Origin of the sequence: Halomonas alimentaria (genome assembly GCF_009902005.1) — a bacterium.
Lineage (GTDB): Bacteria > Pseudomonadota > Gammaproteobacteria > Pseudomonadales > Halomonadaceae > Halomonas > Halomonas alimentaria.
The window spans coordinates 2,317,174-2,334,972 of the sequence record NZ_WUTT01000001.1 but is presented as its reverse complement, the minus strand read 5'-3'; the positions used below and the strand labels follow the sequence as shown (position 1 = coordinate 2,334,972).

At 65.8% G+C, this 17,799-nt stretch carries 18 protein-coding genes; 6 read left to right on the top strand and 12 right to left on the bottom strand.

All coding sequences use genetic code 11. The annotated features are described in order from the left end of the window. Positions 1 to 95 precede the first annotated feature (95 nt). The gene (locus GRB96_RS11090; RefSeq protein ID WP_161432199.1) at positions 96 to 1,019 is read left to right on the top strand and encodes a LysR family transcriptional regulator; all 924 of its coding nucleotides are present in this window, start codon (positions 96 to 98) and stop codon (positions 1,017 to 1,019) included. A 90-nt stretch (positions 1,020 to 1,109) separates the two neighbouring features. Here GRB96_RS11090 and gcvP read toward each other — a convergent pair whose 3' ends face one another. Beyond that, positions 1,110 to 4,004 carry an aminomethyl-transferring glycine dehydrogenase gene (gcvP, locus tag GRB96_RS11085; RefSeq protein ID WP_161432198.1) on the bottom strand — a complete coding sequence of 965 codons (2,895 nt, stop codon included), beginning with the start codon at positions 4,002 to 4,004 and terminating at the stop codon, positions 1,110 to 1,112. A 106-nt stretch (positions 4,005 to 4,110) separates the two neighbouring features. After that, a complete protein-coding gene (gene gcvH, locus GRB96_RS11080) occupies positions 4,111 to 4,503 on the bottom strand; it encodes a glycine cleavage system protein GcvH (protein ID WP_161432197.1) in 393 nt (130 codons plus the stop codon). 552 nt (positions 4,504 to 5,055) lie between these two features. Here gcvH and GRB96_RS11075 point away from each other — a divergent pair. Then, entirely contained in the window at positions 5,056 to 6,462 is a 1,407-nt protein-coding gene (locus GRB96_RS11075; protein WP_161432196.1) for an alanine/glycine:cation symporter family protein, read from the top strand. 179 nt (positions 6,463 to 6,641) lie between these two features. On the opposite strand, the gene GRB96_RS11070 is transcribed toward GRB96_RS11075, so the two are convergent. The 6 genes from GRB96_RS11070 to GRB96_RS11045 all read right to left on the bottom strand — a co-directional run bounded on the left by GRB96_RS11070 (position 6,642) and on the right by GRB96_RS11045 (position 11,778). After that, the gene (locus GRB96_RS11070; RefSeq protein WP_161432195.1) at positions 6,642 to 7,244 is read right to left on the bottom strand and encodes an alpha-ketoglutarate-dependent dioxygenase AlkB family protein; all 603 of its coding nucleotides are present in this window, start codon (positions 7,242 to 7,244) and stop codon (positions 6,642 to 6,644) included. Positions 7,245 to 7,268: 24 nt separating this feature from the next. Then, the gene (locus GRB96_RS11065) at positions 7,269 to 7,811 is read right to left on the bottom strand and encodes a phosphatase PAP2 family protein (RefSeq protein ID WP_161432194.1); all 543 of its coding nucleotides are present in this window, start codon (positions 7,809 to 7,811) and stop codon (positions 7,269 to 7,271) included. Beyond that, positions 7,783 to 8,937: a glycosyltransferase family 4 protein gene (locus GRB96_RS11060; RefSeq protein WP_161432193.1), complete on the bottom strand. Its 1,155-nt coding sequence runs from the start codon at positions 8,935 to 8,937 to the stop codon at positions 7,783 to 7,785. The genes GRB96_RS11065 and GRB96_RS11060 overlap by 29 nt, the downstream gene beginning before the upstream one ends. Positions 8,938 to 9,030: 93 nt before the next feature. Then, positions 9,031 to 9,903, bottom strand: a complete 873-nt coding sequence (locus GRB96_RS11055; RefSeq protein ID WP_161433091.1) for a LysM peptidoglycan-binding domain-containing protein — start codon at positions 9,901 to 9,903, stop codon at positions 9,031 to 9,033. A 14-nt stretch (positions 9,904 to 9,917) separates the two neighbouring features. Then, positions 9,918 to 10,787 (bottom strand): acyltransferase, encoded by an 870-nt coding sequence (locus tag GRB96_RS11050; RefSeq protein WP_161432192.1) that lies wholly within the window; start codon positions 10,785 to 10,787, stop codon positions 9,918 to 9,920. An 88-nt stretch (positions 10,788 to 10,875) separates the two neighbouring features. After that, entirely contained in the window at positions 10,876 to 11,778 is a 903-nt protein-coding gene (locus GRB96_RS11045) for a LysR substrate-binding domain-containing protein (RefSeq protein ID WP_161432191.1), read from the bottom strand. A 177-nt stretch (positions 11,779 to 11,955) separates the two neighbouring features. Here GRB96_RS11045 and GRB96_RS11040 point away from each other — a divergent pair, with 177 nt between their 5' ends. Both GRB96_RS11040 and GRB96_RS11035 read left to right on the top strand, forming a co-directional pair. Then, positions 11,956 to 12,657 (top strand): CoA transferase subunit A, encoded by a 702-nt coding sequence (locus GRB96_RS11040; protein WP_161432190.1) that lies wholly within the window; start codon positions 11,956 to 11,958, stop codon positions 12,655 to 12,657. A 58-nt stretch (positions 12,658 to 12,715) separates the two neighbouring features. Further along, positions 12,716 to 13,375, top strand: coding sequence for a CoA transferase subunit B (locus GRB96_RS11035; RefSeq protein ID WP_161432189.1), 660 nt, complete (start codon positions 12,716 to 12,718; stop codon positions 13,373 to 13,375). A 161-nt stretch (positions 13,376 to 13,536) separates the two neighbouring features. Here the strand turns inward: GRB96_RS11035 and GRB96_RS11030 are convergent, their stop codons facing one another. The 3 genes from GRB96_RS11030 to GRB96_RS11020 all read right to left on the bottom strand — a co-directional run bounded on the left by GRB96_RS11030 (position 13,537) and on the right by GRB96_RS11020 (position 15,650). Beyond that, a complete protein-coding gene (locus tag GRB96_RS11030; protein ID WP_161432188.1) occupies positions 13,537 to 14,304 on the bottom strand; it encodes a VOC family protein in 768 nt (255 codons plus the stop codon). Positions 14,305 to 14,403: 99 nt separating this feature from the next. Beyond that, positions 14,404 to 14,679, bottom strand: coding sequence for a GrxA family glutaredoxin (locus GRB96_RS11025; protein WP_161432187.1), 276 nt, complete (start codon positions 14,677 to 14,679; stop codon positions 14,404 to 14,406). Positions 14,680 to 14,828: 149 nt separating this feature from the next. Continuing rightward, positions 14,829 to 15,650 (bottom strand): inositol monophosphatase family protein, encoded by an 822-nt coding sequence (locus tag GRB96_RS11020; RefSeq protein ID WP_161432186.1) that lies wholly within the window; start codon positions 15,648 to 15,650, stop codon positions 14,829 to 14,831. A gap of 149 nt (positions 15,651 to 15,799) precedes the next feature. Between GRB96_RS11020 and hybE the strand changes: the two genes are divergently transcribed. Next, positions 15,800 to 16,258: a [NiFe]-hydrogenase assembly chaperone HybE gene (gene hybE / locus GRB96_RS11015; RefSeq protein WP_161432185.1), complete on the top strand. Its 459-nt coding sequence runs from the start codon at positions 15,800 to 15,802 to the stop codon at positions 16,256 to 16,258. A 94-nt stretch (positions 16,259 to 16,352) separates the two neighbouring features. After that, positions 16,353 to 17,120, top strand: a complete 768-nt coding sequence (locus tag GRB96_RS11010; protein WP_161432184.1) for a 3-hydroxybutyrate dehydrogenase — start codon at positions 16,353 to 16,355, stop codon at positions 17,118 to 17,120. A gap of 136 nt (positions 17,121 to 17,256) precedes the next feature. On the opposite strand, the gene GRB96_RS11005 is transcribed toward GRB96_RS11010, so the two are convergent. Continuing rightward, positions 17,257 to 17,796, bottom strand: a complete 540-nt coding sequence (locus GRB96_RS11005; RefSeq protein ID WP_161432183.1) for a response regulator transcription factor — start codon at positions 17,794 to 17,796, stop codon at positions 17,257 to 17,259. Positions 17,797 to 17,799 lie beyond the last annotated feature (3 nt).

The following is a 17,799-nucleotide window of genomic DNA, read 5'->3' as shown; positions in this document are numbered from 1 at the left end:
GCGTCCTTGTCGTGCGGAAAAGTGCCCCGTGATGCTATCACGCCGGGTGGGACGGCAGTGATAGAATCGTCGCTCCACTCGCCGTGTGATCCGCCATGTTCAATGCGCTCTACTTTCGTACCTTCATCACCCTGGTCGAGACCGGCAGCTTCACCCAGACCGCCCATCGACTGGAGATGACCCAGCCAGGGGTCAGCCAGCATGTGCGCAAGCTGGAGCGCTACCTGGACAAGCCCTTGCTGGAGCGTCACGGTCGACGCTTCACCCTCACCGAGGCTGGCCGGCGGGTGTATGACTACGCCCTCAAGCTGTTCGCCGAGCATGAGCAGTTCCGCCACTCGCTGGACGCCGACTCTACCTACTCGGGCGACTGTCGGTTGGCCTCGCCGGGTAGCGTCGGCAGCATGCTCTATCCCTTCCTGCTCGGCCAGCAGCAGATGTATCCGGGGCTGACGGTGAGTTACAGCTTCGCCTTCAATCAGGAGATCTCCCAGGATGTGCTGGCGGGGCGCTATGACCTTGGCATCGTCACCGAGCCCATGCGCCATCCCGACCTGGAAGTCACCCCCTGGCATCGCGAACCGCTGTGTCTGGTGGTGCCGGCGGATTTTACCGGTACCGGCCTGGCCGATCTGATGGGTATCGGCTTCATCAGCTACTTCGACGGCCTGAACCACGCCAGTGCGCTGCTGCGCGGCAACTTTCCCAGGGAGTTTCGTTCCATGAGCCACTTTCGCCGCCAGGGCTTCACCAACGAGGTGGGCATGGTGCTGGATGCCGTGGCCCGCGGCCTGGGGTTCACGGTGGTATCGCGGCCGGTGCTGGAGACCTCGCCCTGGCAGCGTCAGGTCAAGGCGATGGAACTGCCCGTGGCCGTTCACGAGACGCTGTATCACGTGACTCGGACAGGCAGCGAGATGCCGCGACGCTATGTGCGCCTGCTTGAGGACTTCCGCGAGCAACGGCGCATGGCACTGCACGGTTACGGCGACCCCACCGAGGTGGGGCCGTCGCTCTAGCGCCTCCTGTCCAGCGACGCCTGCCCCCGAACGCGACAGGGCCCCGCCATGGCGGGGCCCTGTCATATCGTGATGTCGCCTAAGCGAGCGTCAGTCACGATACTCGTCGATGCTCGGGCAGGAGCAGATCAGCTGACGGTCGCCAAAGACGTTGTCGACCCGGTTGACCGCCGGCCAGTACTTGGCCGCCTTGACCGCGTCGCTGGGGAAGGCGCCGAGTTCGCGGGAGTAGGGGCGCTCCCAGGCCTCATCCATGAGGTCGGCCATGGTATGCGGTGCCTTGACCAGCGGGTTGTTGTCGGCGGGCCACTCGCCGGCTTCGACGCGGGCGATCTCCTCGCGGATACTGATCATGGCGTCGCAGAAGCGGTTGATCTCGTAGAGCGACTCCGACTCGGTGGGCTCGATCATCAGCGTGCCGGGCACCGGGAAGGACATGGTGGGGGCGTGGAAGCCGTAGTCCATCAGACGCTTGGCGATATCCTCCTCGCTGATCCCCGAGGCCGCCTTGAGCGGGCGAATATCGATGATGCACTCGTGGGCCACGGTGCCATTCTCGCCCTTGTAGAGCACCGGGTAGTGCTCGCCCAGGCGCTTGGCGATGTAGTTGGCGTTGAGGATGGCAAGCTCGGTCGCCTCGCGCAGGCCGCGGGCGCCCATCATCTTGATATAGGCCCAGGAGATCGGCAGGATCGAGGCGCTGCCAAAGGCCGCCGCCGCCACGGCGCCGCACTCGGCGTTGACGCCGTCGATGGGCGTGACCACGTGGTTGGAGACGAAGGGCGCCAGATGCGCCTTGACGCCGATGGGCCCCATGCCCGGGCCGCCGCCACCATGGGGAATACAGAACGTCTTGTGCAGGTTGAGGTGGCTGACATCGCCGCCGAAGTCGCCGGGGCGCGAGAGGCCCACCTGGGCGTTCATGTTGGCGCCATCGACGTAGACCTGGCCACCGTGGGCGTGGACGATCTCGCATACCTCGCGCACCCCGGCCTCGAAGACGCCGTGGGTGGAGGGGTAGGTGATCATGATCGCCGCGAGGGCATCACCGTGCTTCTCGGCCTTGGCGCGCAGGTCATCGACGTCGATATTGCCGTCGGCGTCGCACTCCACCACCACGACCTTCATGCCGACCATGGCCGCCGAGGCAGGGTTGGTGCCGTGGGCGGAGCTGGGGATCAGGCAGACATCGCGATGCCCCTCGCCGATGGAGGCCTGATAGCGGCGAATGGCCACCAGCCCGGCGTACTCGCCCTGGGCACCGGAGTTGGGCTGCATGGAGATATGGTCGTAGCCGGTGATCTCCACCAGGAACGCCGAAAGCTCGTCGATCATCTGCTTGTAGCCGGCCACCTGGTCGCGGGGCACGAAGGGATGTACCTCGGCGAATTCCGGCCAGGTGATCGGAATCATCTCGCTGGTGGCATTGAGCTTCATGGTGCATGAGCCCAGCGGGATCATGGCGTGGGCCAGCGACAGGTCCTTGTTTTCCAGGCGCTTGAGGTAGCGCAGCATCTCTGTCTCGCTGCGGTAGCGCGTGAAGGTAGGGTGGGTCAGGAAGTCACTGTCGCGACGGCAGGCGGCGGGGATGCCGCTCGCACCCTCGGCCACCGCACGCTCGTCCAGCTCGCGCACCGAGAGACCGTGCTCCTCGCCGAGCAGCACGTCGAACAGCACGTCGAGGTCATGGGCGGTGGTGGTCTCGTCCAGGGCGATGCCGACATCACCGTTGTCGAAGTAGCGGACGTTGATCTCGTGGGTCAGCGCTCGGCCATGGATCTTGCCGGCATCGATACCGGTCAGGCGCAGGGTGTCGAACCAGCTGTCGTGGACCAGGGTGATACCTTTCTGCTGCAGGCCCAGCGCCAGCAGGGTGGTGAGGCGGTGGATGCGACCGGCGATGGTACGCAGCCCCTCGGCGCCATGGTAGACGGCATAGAAGCCGGCGATATTGGCCAGCAGTGCCTGGGCGGTGCAGATGTTGGAGGTGGCTTTCTCGCGACGGATGTGCTGCTCGCGCGTCTGCATCGCCATGCGCAGGGCCTGGCCGTCACGGCTGTCCTTGGAGACGCCGATGATGCGACCCGGGATCGAGCGCTTGAGTTTGTCGGTGGTGGCGAAGAAGGCGGCATGCGGACCGCCGAAGCCCATGGGCACGCCGAAGCGCTGGGTGGAGCCGACCACCATATCGGCGCCCAGGGCGCCGGGCTCCTTCAGCAGCACCAGGCCCATGATGTCGGCCGCCACGCAGGTCATGATGCCGCGCTCCCTGGCCGTCTCGAGCAGCGGTGCCAGGTCGCTCACTCGCCCGCTCTCGCCGGGGTACTGGAGCAGGGCGCCGAAGGCCTCCACCTCGGCGAGCTGTTCCGCCGGTGCCACCACCAGCTCGAAGCCGAAGTAGGCGGCACGGGTACGCACCACGTCCAGGGTCTGGGCCAGGACATCGTCAGCAACGAAGAAGACATCGCTCTTGATCTTCTTGTTGGAGCGCTTGCACAACGCCATGGCCTCGGCAGCGGCGGTGGCCTCATCGAGCAGCGAAGCGTTGGCCAGCTCCATGCCGGTCAGGTCCATGACTACCTGCTGGAAGTTGAGCAGGCCCTCCAGGCGGCCCTGGGAGATCTCGGGCTGGTAGGGCGTATAAGCGGTATACCAGCCGGGATTTTCCAGCACGTTGCGCTGGATCACCGTGGGCAGGTGGGTGCCGTGGTAGCCCTGGCCCAGATAGCTCTTGAAGGGGCGGTTCTGGGCAGCCAGACGCTGCAGGTAGCTCAGCGCCTCGGCCTCGCTCCTGGGCGGGTCGAGGTCGAGCTCACGGTCCAGGCGGATATCGGCGGGCACGGTGCGTTCGATCAGGGTGTCCAGGCTCGGCATGTCGAGCTCGGCGAGCATGGCCTTCACCTCCTGCTCGCGAGGTCCATTGTGGCGTTGGATGAAGGCATCATGAGCGGCCAGGTCGGCCAGGCGGCGGTTGTCGAGAGCCATGTAACACCCTATCGATGAAATTGAGGCCGGTCGCCAAGGGGGCGGCACGGCGAATCGTCGGGACCCCGACCCGAGGGTCGGGGCCATCCAGATAGACGCAGCGGTTTCAGTCGTCGGCGCTGGCTACGGCCTCATAGCCGTCGGCGTCGAGCAGGTCGTCGAGCTGAGTGGCATCCTCGAGGCGCACCTTCATGATCCAGCCATCCTCATAGGGTGACTCGTTCAGCGTCTCGGGCGCATCTTCCAGCGCCTCGTTGACTTCGATGACCTCGCCGGCCACCGGTGCGTAGAGGTCGGAGGCGGCCTTGACCGACTCCACAACGCCGAACTCTTCCTTGAGCTCGAGGGTACGGCCGACCTCGGGCAGTTCGACGAATACCACATCACCCAGGGACTCCTGGGCGTGGTCGCTGATGCCGATGGTCACGGTACCGTCGCCGTTGTCGAGGACCCACTCGTGGCTTTCGGCATAACGCAGATTGGCAGGAATAGAGCTCATCGAAATTTCCTATAAGAAAAGTTTTTCCAGGCAGGACGAATGCTACCGCCATTAGCGGCGTTTGGCGAGTCCCTCACCGTGAGTCTGACCCGCCGGGCGGGGGCTCGCCATTCAGGGTGGCCCGTCGCGGCGCATCCGTCCAGCCTGGCTGACCCAGCAGCGAGCGCTAAAGCTGCCGTCCGGCGGGCTTGGCGGGGTGAAACGGGCAGCTCGATCCTGCCGCCTGCGCAGGTGGGTACGCCCAGACGACGCCGAGCGCCTGTCGGTCTATGCTGACAGGCGGTACGCTGTGCGAGTGGGTCTGCAGGTTTCTGATCGGAAACTTGTGCCTGACGTGCGACGGCCGGTGTTGAATCTGCGTCGTTCGTCTAGGTGGTGTCGTGGCCATAGAATCCGCTATGTTACGCGGGCTTGTGCTGTGGTTTGCGCGCCTGTAAAGCCATATCCCGGTGGATCATACGCTGTAGTGGCGGCAGTCGACCCTGGCGGCCACGGGGGGTGCCGGGAGCGTTAAACTTCAGCGCACAACAATAATCGCTTAGGGAGATTCACGTGGAAACCTTGAACAGTATATTCGGCGCCATCAACGGCGTGGTGTGGGGGCCATTGATGCTCATCCTGTTGCTCGGGGTGGGTATCTATCTGCAGGCCGGCCTCAAGCTGATGCCGATCCGCAAGCTTGGCACCGGCTTCAAGCTGATGTGGCAAGGGCGCGATCGCAAACTGGCACCCGGCGAGACCAAGACCAAGGAGCAAGAGGGCGAGATCTCTCCCTTCAACGCCCTGATGACGGCGCTCTCCGCCACCATCGGTACCGGCAACATCGCCGGCGTGGCCACCGCCATCGCCCTGGGTGGTCCCGGTGCGGTGTTCTGGATGTGGATCACGGCGCTGGTGGGCATGGCCACCAAGTTCTCCGAGGCCGTGCTGGCGGTGCGTTACCGCGAGACGGACAGCACCGGCTATCATGTCGGCGGCCCGATGTTCTACATCAAGAACGGCCTGGGCCGTAAGTGGCTGTGGCTCGCCGGCGCCTTCGCCTTCTTCGGTGCCGTGGCGGCCTTCGGTATCGGCAACACCGTGCAGTCCAACTCCGTGGCGGATGCCCTGAACTCCACCTTCGGCCTGCCGCACTGGATCACCGGGGTGGTGATCATGGTGCTGGCCGGGGCGGTCATCCTCGGCGGCATCAAGCGTATCGCCAAGGTGGCGGGCAAGCTGGTGCCGATCATGGGCATCCTCTACGTGCTGGCCGGCCTGGTCGTGCTGGCCATCAATGCCGGCCAGATCGGCGACGCCTTCGGCATGATCTTCTACTACGCCTTCAACCCCCACGCCGCCATGGGCGGTTTCGCCGGTGCGGCGGTGATGGCGGCGATCCGCTTCGGTGTCGCCCGTGGCGTCTTCTCCAACGAGGCAGGCCTGGGCAGCGCGCCCATCGCCCACGCCGCGGCGCAGACCAAGAACCCGGTTCGCCAGGGCCTGATCGCCATGCTGGGTACCTTCATCGATACCATCATCGTCTGCTCCATCACCGCCCTGGTGATCCTGACGGCCGGTGTCTGGGAAACCGGTGAGGCGGGCGCATCGCTCACCGCGCTCTCCTTCGATGAGGCGCTGCCGGGCATGGGCAACCAGATCGTCTCGCTGGCGTTGGCGGTATTCGCCTTCACCACCATCCTGGGCTGGTCCTTCTATGGTGAGAAGTGCTTCCAGTTCCTGTTCGGCACCCGTTCGATCATGCTCTACCGGGTGCTGTTCGTGCTGGCAATCCCGCTGGGTGCCATGGCCCAGCTGGGCTTCATCTGGCTGATGGCGGATACCTTCAATGCCATGATGGCCATTCCCAACCTGATCGCCCTGGCCCTGTTGTCGCCGGTGGTGTTCAAGCTGGCACGCGCCTACTTCAACGGCGAGGAAGTGCTGCCGGGCGAGGAGCTGGACCACGACAAGTCGTGAGGCCACGCTTGCCATGACGACCGAAGAGGCGCCCCACGGGGCGCCTCTTCGCGTATCGGGGCACCACATGGTGGCATGAAGCGGCATCGCCATGGGATTGGCGATGCCCGGAACTATATACCGTTATCTCTATCGATCATCATGACTTGGTCGAGAGGCCTGAGTTGGGCAGGACCTGTTCAGCACGCGGACATCACCAGTCGAAAGGTCAGGCTGATGCGAACTCCCGGCAGGCGGCGTGGCAGCAGGGCATGCTGCAGTCGCCGCTGCACGCCCGGCCCCATCACCAGCAGGCTGCCGTGGGGCAGCCAGACATTGAAGGCCGGGGCCTCGCGGCGCTTCCAGCGAAAGCGCAACGGGCGCTCGGCGCCCAGGCTGACCACGGCGATCAGCGGGTCGTCGCCGAGTTCGGGTTCGTCATCGCTGTGCCAGCCCATGCGCTCCTCGCCGCTGGCGTAGCGGTTGAGCAGGACGCTGTTGAATCGGGCATCGATACCGGCGGCGACCAGGGCAGTGATCACCCGATCGCGGAGATCGGCCACGGCGGGATGCCAGGGCTCGGGCAGGAACTCACGGCCGGAGTAGCGATAGCTCGCTTCGGGGGTCCCCATCCAGACCTGTTGGCGCGGGATGGGGTGTTCGCGTCCGTAGAGGCGCAGGGAAGGCTGCTGCCAGGCGAGCTCGGCATCCAGGGCCGCGAGCAGCGCACTGGCATCGGGCTCCTCCAGCAGGGGATCCATGAGCCACAATGGCGGGTCGGCAAGCAGGGTCTCGATCGGCATGCACCAAGGATGCCATGCAGCGCCTCAGCCGACGAGGGCCAGGCTGCCCCACGCAAACAGCAGCCCGATCAGGCCTCCGGCCAGCACGTCACTGGCGTAGTGCAGGCCGAGTCCCACCCGGGATAGGGCGATCAGTATTACCAGTGGCACCAGCCAGGGGGCGAGCCAGGGTAGGTGGCTTGCGGTCAGGGTCAGGAACATCACCGCATGCATGGTGTGGCCGCTGGGGAAGCTGTAGCGGTCCCGGGCCGGCGCCTGCCGGCTGACGTTGCCAACGAAGGTGATGAAGGGGCGTTCGCGACACAGTCGCGTCTTGAGCAACCGGTAGACGCCGATCGCGATCAGGGCGGTCAGGGTGTACTGGAGCAGATAGTGCCAGCCTTTCTCCGGCTGCAGCAGGGGCTGGGCAGCGATCAGCACCACCCAGGCCGGCCAGTCGCCCAGGTGACTGGCCATGCGCAGGGTGGTCAGCCAGGGCCGATAGAGGTTGAAGCGGGCCAGGCGTCGGCAGAGTTGCCATTCGAGCATGTCGAGGCGTTCAAACACGGCAGGCGCGTGCGGTCGCATGGCGGTTCTCCCGGGCATCTTCGAGGGTGGAGAGGAAGGTGTCGGTGATGGCGGACCAGGTGTAGTCGAGGGCCCGGATGCGGGCGGCTCGTCCCAGCCGTGCCCAGCGGGCGGGGTGCTGACAGAGCGCCACGGCGGCCTCCCGAAAGCCCGCCTCGTCGCCGGCAGCCAGCGAGAGGCCTGTGTGTCCGTCGTCGATCAGTTCGGCACCGGCGGCGTGACGAAAGGCGATCACTCCCAGGCCACTGGCCATGGCCTCCAGCAGCACGTTGCCCCAGGTCTCCGACAGGGAGGGGAACAGGAAGAGGTCGGCGCTGGCGTAATGTCGGGCCAGCGCTTCGGGCGATACGAACCCGGTGAAGTGGGCTTCGGGCAGGCTGCGTTCCAGGGAGCGCCGGGAGGGCCCGTCGCCGACGACGACCAGGCGCAGCCCGGGGTGGGCGGCGCGCATGGCGCGGAAACTGTCGCGCAGCAGGTCGAGGTTCTTTTCCGGGGCCAGCCGGCCCACATGCAGTGCCACCGGGGTGTGCGGGCTCGCGCCCCAGCGGCTGCGCAGGGCCTCGTCGCGGTGCCCCGGGGAGAAGCGAGTACCATCGATCCCCCGGGCCATGCAGCGCAGCTCCAGGAAGCCGCGTCGCCGCAGGTCATCACGCTGGGCGTGGGTCGGCACCAGGGTCGCGGCGCAGCGGTTGTGAAAGGTGCGCAGGCGCGCTTCCACCAGCGGTGCCAGCCAGGGGATGCCGTAGTCCCGGCAGTAGTGGTCGAAATTGGTGTGCCAGCCTGCGACCAGGGGCAGGCCGAGGCGGCCTGCGGCTCGCTGTGCGGACCAGCCAAGTGGCCCCTGGGTGGCCAGGTAGACCACATCGGGTGGCGTCTCGCGCCACCACCTGACGATACGTCGTGTGGCGGGAATCCCGAAGCGCACCTGGCGATAACCGGGCACGGCCAGCCCCGGTACCTGAAGCTCACTCGCCATCCTCGCAGCGGAACCAGGCACCCTGGGTCGCGGGCGTATCAGCTGCAGGTGATGGCCGCGGGCGAGTAGTTCGCCGCTCAGCTGTGCCAGGGTATGGGCGACGCCGTTGACCTCGGGCGTCCAGGTCTCGCTGACCAGGCAGATGCGCATCACCATCCTCGTTGCAGGCGGGCTTGCGCCCGGTTGCCTCAAGGATGGTGGTTGCGGATGACAGGACGGCGACAGGCTGGTTAAGCGGGCATGTCAGCGCAGCACGCCGCGAGGATTCACCGGCTTGCCCCCGTGGCGCAGGTCGAACAGCAGATCATGGCGCTCGGTGGCGTTGCTGTAACCCACCTCGCAGAGTGCCTCACCGCGCGCCACGGCCTGGCCATTCTCCACCAGCAGTCGCTCACAGAGCGCATAGACGCTCTGCAGGTTATCGGGGTGGTGGACGATCACCACCTTGCCGAGCTGGCGCATGCTGCCGGCATAGCGTACCTCGCCGGCCGCCACGGCCTTGGCCTGAGCGCCTGCGTCGGTGGCCAGCAGCATCGGCTGCAGGGTGCCTCGGCTGTCGGTGCCGTAGGGTCGCACGATGCGATAATCGTCCAGCGGCCAGGGCCAGCGGCGCGCCGAGCTCGGCAGGTTGCCGGGATCCGGCAGGCTGGCGCGGCGGGGCGAGGATGGGGCACTCGCGCCGGCACCGTTGCCGCTCGCCGAGCTCGGGTTGGTGCGGGAGCCTCCCAAGGCCAGGGGAACACTGATCAGCTGGCCCACCGCAAGGCGGGTAGGGGCGACCCCGGGGTTGGCGGCCTGTACTCGCGAGGCTTCCGTGCGAAAGCGACGGGCGATGCTCGAGTAGGTGTCCCCGGGCCGCACCTGGTAGCGGTAGGGCCCCCGGTATGGTGCACGCTCACGCTGGGTCGGCATCAGCAGGCGCTGGCCCACCGCCAGACGCCTGGCGTCGACGTCGGGATTGAAGCGCTGCAGGCGCTCCAGGGGCACACCGCCGCGCTGTGCCAGCTCACCCAGGGTGTCGCCTCGCTGCACGATGACCCAACCCCCGACGCGGGATGCCTCGGCCGCATCCCGCGTCGCCCTGTCCGACGGCTGCGAGGCACAGCCGGCCAGCATCAGCAGCAGGACGATCAGAAGCGCGAGAGCCGATCGTCCTTTTGGTGCCAAAGCGCATTGATCCATGTGTGGAAGCGTTCCTTGTCGCTGGCGTTATCCTGGTAGTTGCCACCCGGCATCCAGTCCTCGACAGGCATGAGGCGGGTGTGCATGACGATGCGTTCCTCGCGCCCGCACAGGTACCCCCAGAAGGTGGGGCGCGGATTGTCGTAGTGGAGGGTGACATCGAGGATCCCGGCAAGCTGGTCGCCGAGCAGGTTGAGGACCTGGGCAACGCCACCGGCGCGTGGCTTCAGCAACTGCCGATAGGGCGAGTCCTGGGCGGCATGCTTGGCCGGGGTGAAACGGGTACCCTCCACGAAATTGAAGATGGCGATAGGCATCTCCCGGGCGCGTTGGCACATGCGCTCCGTGGCCTGCTGGTCGCGCCGGGCGAGGTGCGGGTGGCGGGCACGCTGTGCGGCGGTCATGCGGCGCATGAAGGGGAACTCCAGTGCCCACCAGGCCAGGCCCACGATGGGGATCCAGATCAACTGTCGCTTGAGGAAGAAGCGGGGCATGGGGATGCGCCGGTGCAGGGCGAAGAACAGCACGAAGATATCGGTCCAGCTGCGGTGGTTGGAGAGCACCAGCCAGCCGTGCTGGCGCGAGAGTCCTTCGGGCAGCTCGATCTCCAGCCGCGGCTTCAGCCAGTGCCGCATCCACCAGAGGTTCAGCCCGATCCAGTTGAGGGCGATGGCATTGAGCACCCTGAGCACCGCCAGGCGCAGGCGATGGCCCGGCGTGATCAGCTTGACCACCGTCATCAGCAGCAGGGGGAGGCCCCACAGCAGGGTGGTCAGGGTGAGCAGCAGCAGGCTGACGATGCCCCTGAGGGTCGACATGCCGATCTCCATGGGTGGCCTGTGGAATGTCGGCAATGCTAAAGGATCCCCCGACGCCTGCCCAGCGCCTGCGACCAACGCCCGCGGTCTATGGGCCGGTGAGATGCCCGGCGGCGGGGCCCTGGGTCTCGACGATCACCTCCTTCAGGGCCAGGGCCGCGGTGGAGAGCTCGCCATGGGTGAGGATGCCCACGTCGCGCTGTATGACGGGGGCCTCCAGTGTCAGGCAGCGCGCGCCGAGCTCCTCCATCTGGCCACGGCACAGCGAGGGCACTGCGCTGACTCCCAGTCCGCTGGCTACCATGCGGCCCACCGTGGCCAGCTGGTGGCTCTCGAAGGCGCCGGGCAGTGCCATGCCTTCCGCTTCCAGCTGCTGCTCCAGCAGGCGGCGCACCATGGAGGGGCGCTGCAGGGCGATGAAGTCGTGGGTGAGCAACATCTCCCAGCGCAGCGAGGCGTGCCCGGCCAGCAGTGAGTGGGGCGGCACCACGGCGACGAACCGGTCGCTGAACAGGGGCGTGAAGGTAAGGCTGCCCACGGCCTCGGGCTCGAAGGCGATGCCCAGCTCCACCTGGCCGTTGCGCACCATCTCGATCACCTGCTCGTTGATCACGTCGTGCACGGTGACATTGATGCGCGGGTAACGCTGTCGAAACGCCATCAGCGCCGGGGGCAGCAGGTTCCCGGCGAAGGAAGGCATGGCGGCCACCCCGAGCCGGCCCATCTGCAGGGTGAAGCGCTGGCGCATTAGCTCCTCGGTGTTGTCCCACTCGGCCAGCAGCCGTTTGGCCAGCGGGACCAGCGATTCGCCTTCGGGTGTCAGCCGTACGCTGCGTGTGCTGCGCGTCAGCAGGCGTCCGCCCAGGCTCTCCTCGAGCCCCTTGATCGCCAGGCTAAGCGCAGGCTGGGAAAGGTGCAGGCGCTCGCAGGCCTGGGTAAAGCTCAGGGCGCTGGCCACGGCGAGGAAGGCGCGAAGCTGCTTGACGGTCATGATGGCTACCGGAAGTGGGTATGCGACCAAGGTTTAATTTATGAGGTTTTTCGATCAAATGATAAGAAAAACAAACTTAACAAATATATCCTCCGCACTAACACTAGGGCAACGAGTCTCCCAAAGACCCGCTATTCTTCCTGAGTAATTTCAGCCCACAACAACACGAGGCGTCCTATGGCCGGATTCGACAAGCGCGTTAACTCCTATGCAGAGGCGATGGAAGGCATCGAGAGCGGCATGACGGTCGCCGCCGGTGGCTTCGGCCTGTGCGGCATTCCCGAGAACCTGATCGCCGAGATCAAGCGTCGCGGTGTGAACGACCTGACCGTGATCTCCAACAACTGCGGCGTGGATGGCTTCGGCCTGGGCCTGCTGCTGGAAGACAAGCAGATCTCGCGCATCTACGCCTCCTACGTGGGGGAGAACGCGCTGTTCGAGCAGCAGATGCTCAACGACGAGATCGAGGTGATCCTGACCCCCCAGGGCACCCTGGCAGAGAAGATGCGCGCCGGCGGTGCCGGCATCCCGGCCTTCTATACCGCCACGGGCTACGGCACGCCCATTGGCGAGGGCAAGGAGGTGCGCGAATTCAACGGTCGTCCGCACATCCTCGAGGAGGCGTTCCACGCCGACTTCGCCGTCGTCAAGGGCTGGAAGGCCGACCGCTACGGCAACGTGGTCTATCGCGATACCGCCCAGAACTTCAATCCGCTGGCGGCCACCTGCGGCCGGATCACCGTGGTCGAGGTCGAGGAGATCGTCGAGCCCGGCGAGCTGAAGCCCGACCAGATTCACACCCCGGGGATCTACGTCGACCGCATCATCCAGGGCTCCTTCGAGAAGCGCATCGAGAAGCGCACCGTGCGCGAGGCGTGATCTCCTCGCTGCTGGCGTTTCTCACCGACCGTTTCTCATCGAACAAAGAGGCAACAAGATGGCACTGACTCGCGAACAGATGGCAATGCGCGTGGCGCGTGAACTGGAAGATGGCTTCTACGTCAACCTGGGCATCGGCATTCCGACCCTGGTGGCCAACTATATCCCCGACGGCATCGACGTGATGCTGCAGTCCGAGAATGGCCTGCTGGGCATGGGGCGCTTCCCTACCGAGGAGGAGGTCGACCCGGACATGATCAACGCCGGCAAGCAGACGGTAACTGCGCGTCCCGGCGCGGCGATCTTCTCGTCGGCGGAGTCCTTCGCCATGATCCGCGGCGGCCACGTCGACCTGACCGTGCTGGGGGCCTTCGAGGTCGACCAGAACGGTAACATCGCCTCCTGGATGATCCCCGGCAAGCTGATCAAGGGCATGGGCGGCGCCATGGACCTGGTGGCGGGCGCAGAGAACATCATCTGCACCATGACTCACGCCTCCAAGCACGGCGAGTCCAAGCTGCTGGAGAGCTGCAACCTGCCGCTGACCGGCGCCGGCTGCATCAACCGGGTGCTGACCGACCTCGCCTACCTGGAGATCAAGGACGGCGCTTTCCACCTCAAGGAGCGCGCCCCGGGCGTCTCCGTAGAGGAGATCAAGTCGCTGACCGCGGGCAAGCTGGTGGTGCCCGATCACGTCCCGGAGATGACCTTCGACTGAGGCGTGACCCTCAACGCTGCTGCCGCGGCCCGGACGTCAAGCGTCCGGGCCGCGCGCGTTCGGGGACGGCGAATTTATGACCATCGCGTCATACGGCCGGTGGTTAGTGGCGTGGTCGCCTATGTTGCACAGCGTTATCCACAGATTTTGTGGACGACAGGTCAGGAGAGCTGGCAGCGGGTGTGGTGAGGCAACAGCAGTTCGACCACTCGCTCCTGGTGGGCGCTGACCGACTTCTGTACCAGCGCGATGCCACCGGTCTCGACACGGTGCTCGTCACCCTCGGCGAAGGGCAGCCGTCGCGAGCCTGACGGGTAGAAGCGATAGTCGACCAGCGGCGAGATGGGAAAGAGGCCGTGATGGCGATCGTCAGTGCCGGCAAAGCCGGCCTCTTCCATCCCCCGGTGCAATTCCTCAAGGGAGGCATCGAGGTGCCGGCAATCGTAGCCGACATGGTGCAGCCGCGGCCCGTTGACGGCGAGCAGGGCGGCCAGGGGGTGTGCCTGGTGCAGGGTCTGGTAACTCTCCCAGTCAGGCACTGGCCAGGGCCGTCCCCGGCACAGGCGGTTGGTGCCGCGGTGGGCGGACTCGGGGGCCTGGTCGACAAGCGTCTCGAGCAGGGCCCGGGGTCGCCTGGCCAGAGTGCCCATCTGGAGTTCGGCGACGGCCAGCCAGGGGCCTGTGCCTGGCGGTGCCAGCAGGTTGACCAGCAGCCCGCGGTCGGCCATGGCGTGACGGTGACGGATGCGGTATCCGAAGTGTGCGAGCGCTGGCATCAGGGCATCCATGCCATGATGGCGGTGATTGAGGGTCAACAGGGCCAGGTATTCGACCGGGGCATCCAGCGGCCAGAGCCGTAGGCCGCCGATCTCCGGATGCTGGTGGATAAAATCCAGCCATAACTGCTGAATGAACTCTTCCCTCTGCATTGAAAGCGCTTCCCTTGTCGTCGTGACTGGCGGGAAGTATAGGCATCAGCGTCAAGGGACCTTTCAACGCCAGTACTACGCTTTCGAGGGAAGCCGGTGTCAGTGGGCCTGGGCTGCAGACAGCAGGCCTTGCTTGCGCACGTATTGATCGAATTCGGAGAAGCCGCCGATCGGGGTGGCATCCAGAAATACCTGGGGCACGGTGTGCACGGTCTGGCCCACCTTCTCAGTCAGATCGGCCTTGGTCAGCCCCTCGGCATACATATCGATATAGCGATAGCCTTCGATGGCCCCGGCGGCCTCGAGGCGCTGGGCAAGGTCCTTGGCGAACACGCAGAAGGGACAGCCTGGGCGGCCGTAGATAGTGACGAACATGGGTTCTCCTTGGCGCCTGGGGCGCTGGCTGGAACAAAGATGGCACCATTGTCCGTGATAGCGGACGCCCTGGCCAATAGGTCCTGGCGAGCCGAGCCATTGTCCGCCGCTATGGGTTGTCAGCCGCCATGGATTGTGACCGCCATAGTTCATGGCGTGTCCAGTTCACCGGCATCGGCACGCCGCAGCAGCTCGCCCAGTTCGGCGTGGATACCCGGGCTCGAGGCAAGCAGGTTCTCCCCATAGAGTGCCGCGGGAATGCCCTCGGGGCAGGGGTAGAGGTGACCCGTGCGGGCGCCGGCCTCCCTGGCGATCAGCCAGCCGGCCGCAAAGTCCCACGGCGAGACACTCTCGTAGTAGGCATCCAGTCGTCCGCAGGCGACGTCGCACAGATCGAGTGCCGCCGAGCCGTTGCGGCGCACGTCCTGACAGCGATCGAGCACCGCGGCGAGGCGGCGCATCAGCGGTGGCCGACTGTCGCGGCGGTAGGGGAAGCCGGTAGCGACCAGGCTGCGGCTCAGGTCGTTGCGGCGGCTGGCGTGAATCGGCTCGCCGTTGCGCCAGGCTCCTTCACCGCGGATCGCCGTGTAGGTCTCGCCCAGGAAGGGGGCATGAACCACGCCGATACGCGCCTCGCCATGCTCGAGCCAGGCGATGGAGACCGCGACGTGGGCAAGCCCGTGGGCGAAATTGACGGTTCCATCGATGGGATCGACAACCCACAGTGGCCCCTCCACGGCCAGCACGCTGCGGTCGGGAGAGAGCTCCTCGCTGAGGCGTGCCTCACCCGGGAAGGTGGTCTCCAGCCGTGAGCCGATCTGGCGATCCACCGCCACGTCGATATCGGTCACCAGCTCCTCGCCGCCCTTGTAGCGATGGCCGAAGTCCCGGTCATGACGGGCATCGCGGATACGCTCGCCCGCCTCCAGGGCGATCTCCAGGGCATGCTGCAGGCGTTGGTTGTCGGTCATGGTGGACTCCCTCTGATTGGGCTGGGCTGGACAGCTCCGGGATGGCGCGTGTCGATAGCCTAGCAGCTCGCCGGCCGAGCGCCGATGGCCTCTGGGCCCCGCGGCTCGCTGCGCCTATACTGGCGCCGCCCGACATCGTGGAGAGACTCATGCATGCCCTGACTCCGGAACAGTATCAGCGCCTGCGACGGCTTGCCGAGGCCTGGACCGCCAGCCATCTGCGCGAGTCCAAGTCGCTGTCCCACTTCAATCCGCGGCTGGCTGCCGATGCACTCTGTTTCCAGTGCTATCGCCTGCCCGAGCACGGCGAACAGCTGGTGGGTGCCCTGGTCACGCCGGTGTCGCTGTGGCTGGTGATGCTGCCCGCCGGCGATACCGAGCCCATGCCTTTAGCAGGAGAGTGCTGCACGCTGTCGCTGCCCTCGGGGCGCTACCCCATGGAAGCCGTGGCTCTGGGAGAGTCGCTCGGCTGCTGGCGCCTGGTGCTGCTCGATGATCTCGCCGATGTCGCCACCCGACAGGATGCCAGCCGCCTCGCCCAGCGGCTGATGGAGCGGGTGATGGCTTCCGCACAGCAATCCGGGGAAACCTCTCCGCGCGGAGAGTGATTCGCCACCTCGCCGAGGTGGCGCGACATGCCGCCATCCCCTTATGCTGGTGGCTCCGCGTGTTTACACAATCTGCATCAACAAGGAGTCGTCAATGTCAGCGTCCGTCACCCCCCGCGTCGCCCTCGTCACCGGTACCAGCAGTGGTATCGGCGAGGCGGTGGTGCGTCACTTCTGCCAACTGGGTCATCAGGTGCTGGCGGTGGACTTCAATCCCGCGGGGCGCGAGGTGGCCGAGGAGGCCGGCGCCAGTTTCTTTCAGGCCGACCTGACGGACGGCGAAGCCTGCAAGGCTGCCGTTGCCGAGGCGATCAAGCGTTTCGGGCGCGTGGATATCCTGGTCAACAATGCCGGTATCCAGCACGTCTCGCCGATTGAGGAGTTTCCCGAGGCGAAGTGGCGCCAGATTATCGACCTGATGTTGACCGCGCCCTTCCTGCTCACCCAGGCAGCCTGGCCCTCCATGCGCGAGAATGGCTGGGGGCGCATCGTCAACATCGCCTCGGTACACGCCCAGGTGGCATCGCCAGGTAAGTCGGCCTATATCAGTGCCAAGCATGGCATGATCGGCCTGACCAAGACCGCGGCGCTGGAGGGTGGCGCCCAGGGCATCACCGCCAATGCCATCTGCCCCGCCTACGTGAAGACGCCGCTGGTCGACAATCAGATCGCCGATCAGGCGAAGCTGCACGGCATGCAGGAGCAGGAGGTGATCGAGCAGATCATGCTCAAGAATGCCGCCGTCAAGCGCCTGATCGAACCCGGCGAGGTCGCCGAGCTGGTGGCCTACCTGGCCTCCGACGCCGCCGGCGCCGTCACCGGGGCGAGCTGGAATATGGATCTGGGGTGGACGGCGCAATAACCGGGCTTTGCCCGGAGCTGTAAGAACGCCCGCTTCGCGGGCTTAAGCTTGAAGCTGGAAGAAAAACCTTAACCCCAGAGTTAGCGGAATCACGCTGGCTTCCAGCTTCCAGCTTCCAGCTTCCAGCTTCCAGCTTTCAGCGCCGTACCGGTCGTTTCTGCAGCTTGCGCTGCAGGGTGCGGCGGTGCATGCCCAGGGCGCGGGCGGTGGCTGAGATGTTGCCGTCGTGCTCCTGCAGCACCTTCTGAATATGCTCCCAGGCGATGCGGTTGATTGAGGGGGGCTGGTCGGCCACCTCGATCTGCGGGTCGCCATCATGCTTGTTGAATGCGGCCAGCACCTCGTCGGCATCGGCCGGTTTGCATAGGTAGTTGACCGCTCCCAGCTTGATCGCCTCCACGGCCGTGGCGATGCTGGAGTAACCCGTCAGGATCACCACCCGACACTCCGGCACCACTTCCAGCAGCTCCGGTAACAGCTGGAGCCCGGACTCATGCTCAAGCTTGAGGTCGAGGGTGGCCAGGGTGGGGCGGTGCTGACGGGCCAGGGAGAGTGCCTCCTGGGCGTCCCGGGCGACTACCACCTCGTAACCGCGTCGGGTCATGGCACGGTCAAGCACGTGGCAGAACATCTCGTCGTCGTCGATGATCAGCAGGCGTTCGGGCGTCTCTTGCATGGG

Coding starts and splice junctions, on each gene's coding strand:
- GRB96_RS11090 (WP_161432199.1), top strand. CDS start 96: ATGTTCAATGCGCTCTACTTTCGTACCTTCATCACCCTGGTCGAGACC.
- GRB96_RS11020 (WP_161432186.1), bottom strand. CDS start 15,650: ATGACCGACAACCAACGCCTGCAGCATGCCCTGGAGATCGCCCTGGAG.
- GRB96_RS11065 (WP_161432194.1), bottom strand. CDS start 7,811: ATGCGACCGCACGCGCCTGCCGTGTTTGAACGCCTCGACATGCTCGAA.
- gcvH (WP_161432197.1), bottom strand. CDS start 4,503: ATGAGCTCTATTCCTGCCAATCTGCGTTATGCCGAAAGCCACGAGTGG.
- GRB96_RS11045 (WP_161432191.1), bottom strand. CDS start 11,778: ATGACCGTCAAGCAGCTTCGCGCCTTCCTCGCCGTGGCCAGCGCCCTG.
- gcvP (WP_161432198.1), bottom strand. CDS start 4,004: ATGGCTCTCGACAACCGCCGCCTGGCCGACCTGGCCGCTCATGATGCC.
- GRB96_RS11060 (WP_161432193.1), bottom strand. CDS start 8,937: ATGCGCATCTGCCTGGTCAGCGAGACCTGGACGCCCGAGGTCAACGGC.
- GRB96_RS11070 (WP_161432195.1), bottom strand. CDS start 7,244: ATGCCGATCGAGACCCTGCTTGCCGACCCGCCATTGTGGCTCATGGAT.
- hybE (WP_161432185.1), top strand. CDS start 15,800: ATGCATGCCCTGACTCCGGAACAGTATCAGCGCCTGCGACGGCTTGCC.
- GRB96_RS11010 (WP_161432184.1), top strand. CDS start 16,353: ATGTCAGCGTCCGTCACCCCCCGCGTCGCCCTCGTCACCGGTACCAGC.
- GRB96_RS11050 (WP_161432192.1), bottom strand. CDS start 10,787: ATGTCGACCCTCAGGGGCATCGTCAGCCTGCTGCTGCTCACCCTGACC.
- GRB96_RS11030 (WP_161432188.1), bottom strand. CDS start 14,304: ATGCAGAGGGAAGAGTTCATTCAGCAGTTATGGCTGGATTTTATCCAC.
- GRB96_RS11055 (WP_161433091.1), bottom strand. CDS start 9,903: ATGCTGGCCGGCTGTGCCTCGCAGCCGTCGGACAGGGCGACGCGGGAT.
- GRB96_RS11035 (WP_161432189.1), top strand. CDS start 12,716: ATGGCACTGACTCGCGAACAGATGGCAATGCGCGTGGCGCGTGAACTG.
- GRB96_RS11025 (WP_161432187.1), bottom strand. CDS start 14,679: ATGTTCGTCACTATCTACGGCCGCCCAGGCTGTCCCTTCTGCGTGTTC.
- GRB96_RS11040 (WP_161432190.1), top strand. CDS start 11,956: ATGGCCGGATTCGACAAGCGCGTTAACTCCTATGCAGAGGCGATGGAA.
- GRB96_RS11005 (WP_161432183.1), bottom strand. CDS start 17,796: ATGCAAGAGACGCCCGAACGCCTGCTGATCATCGACGACGACGAGATG.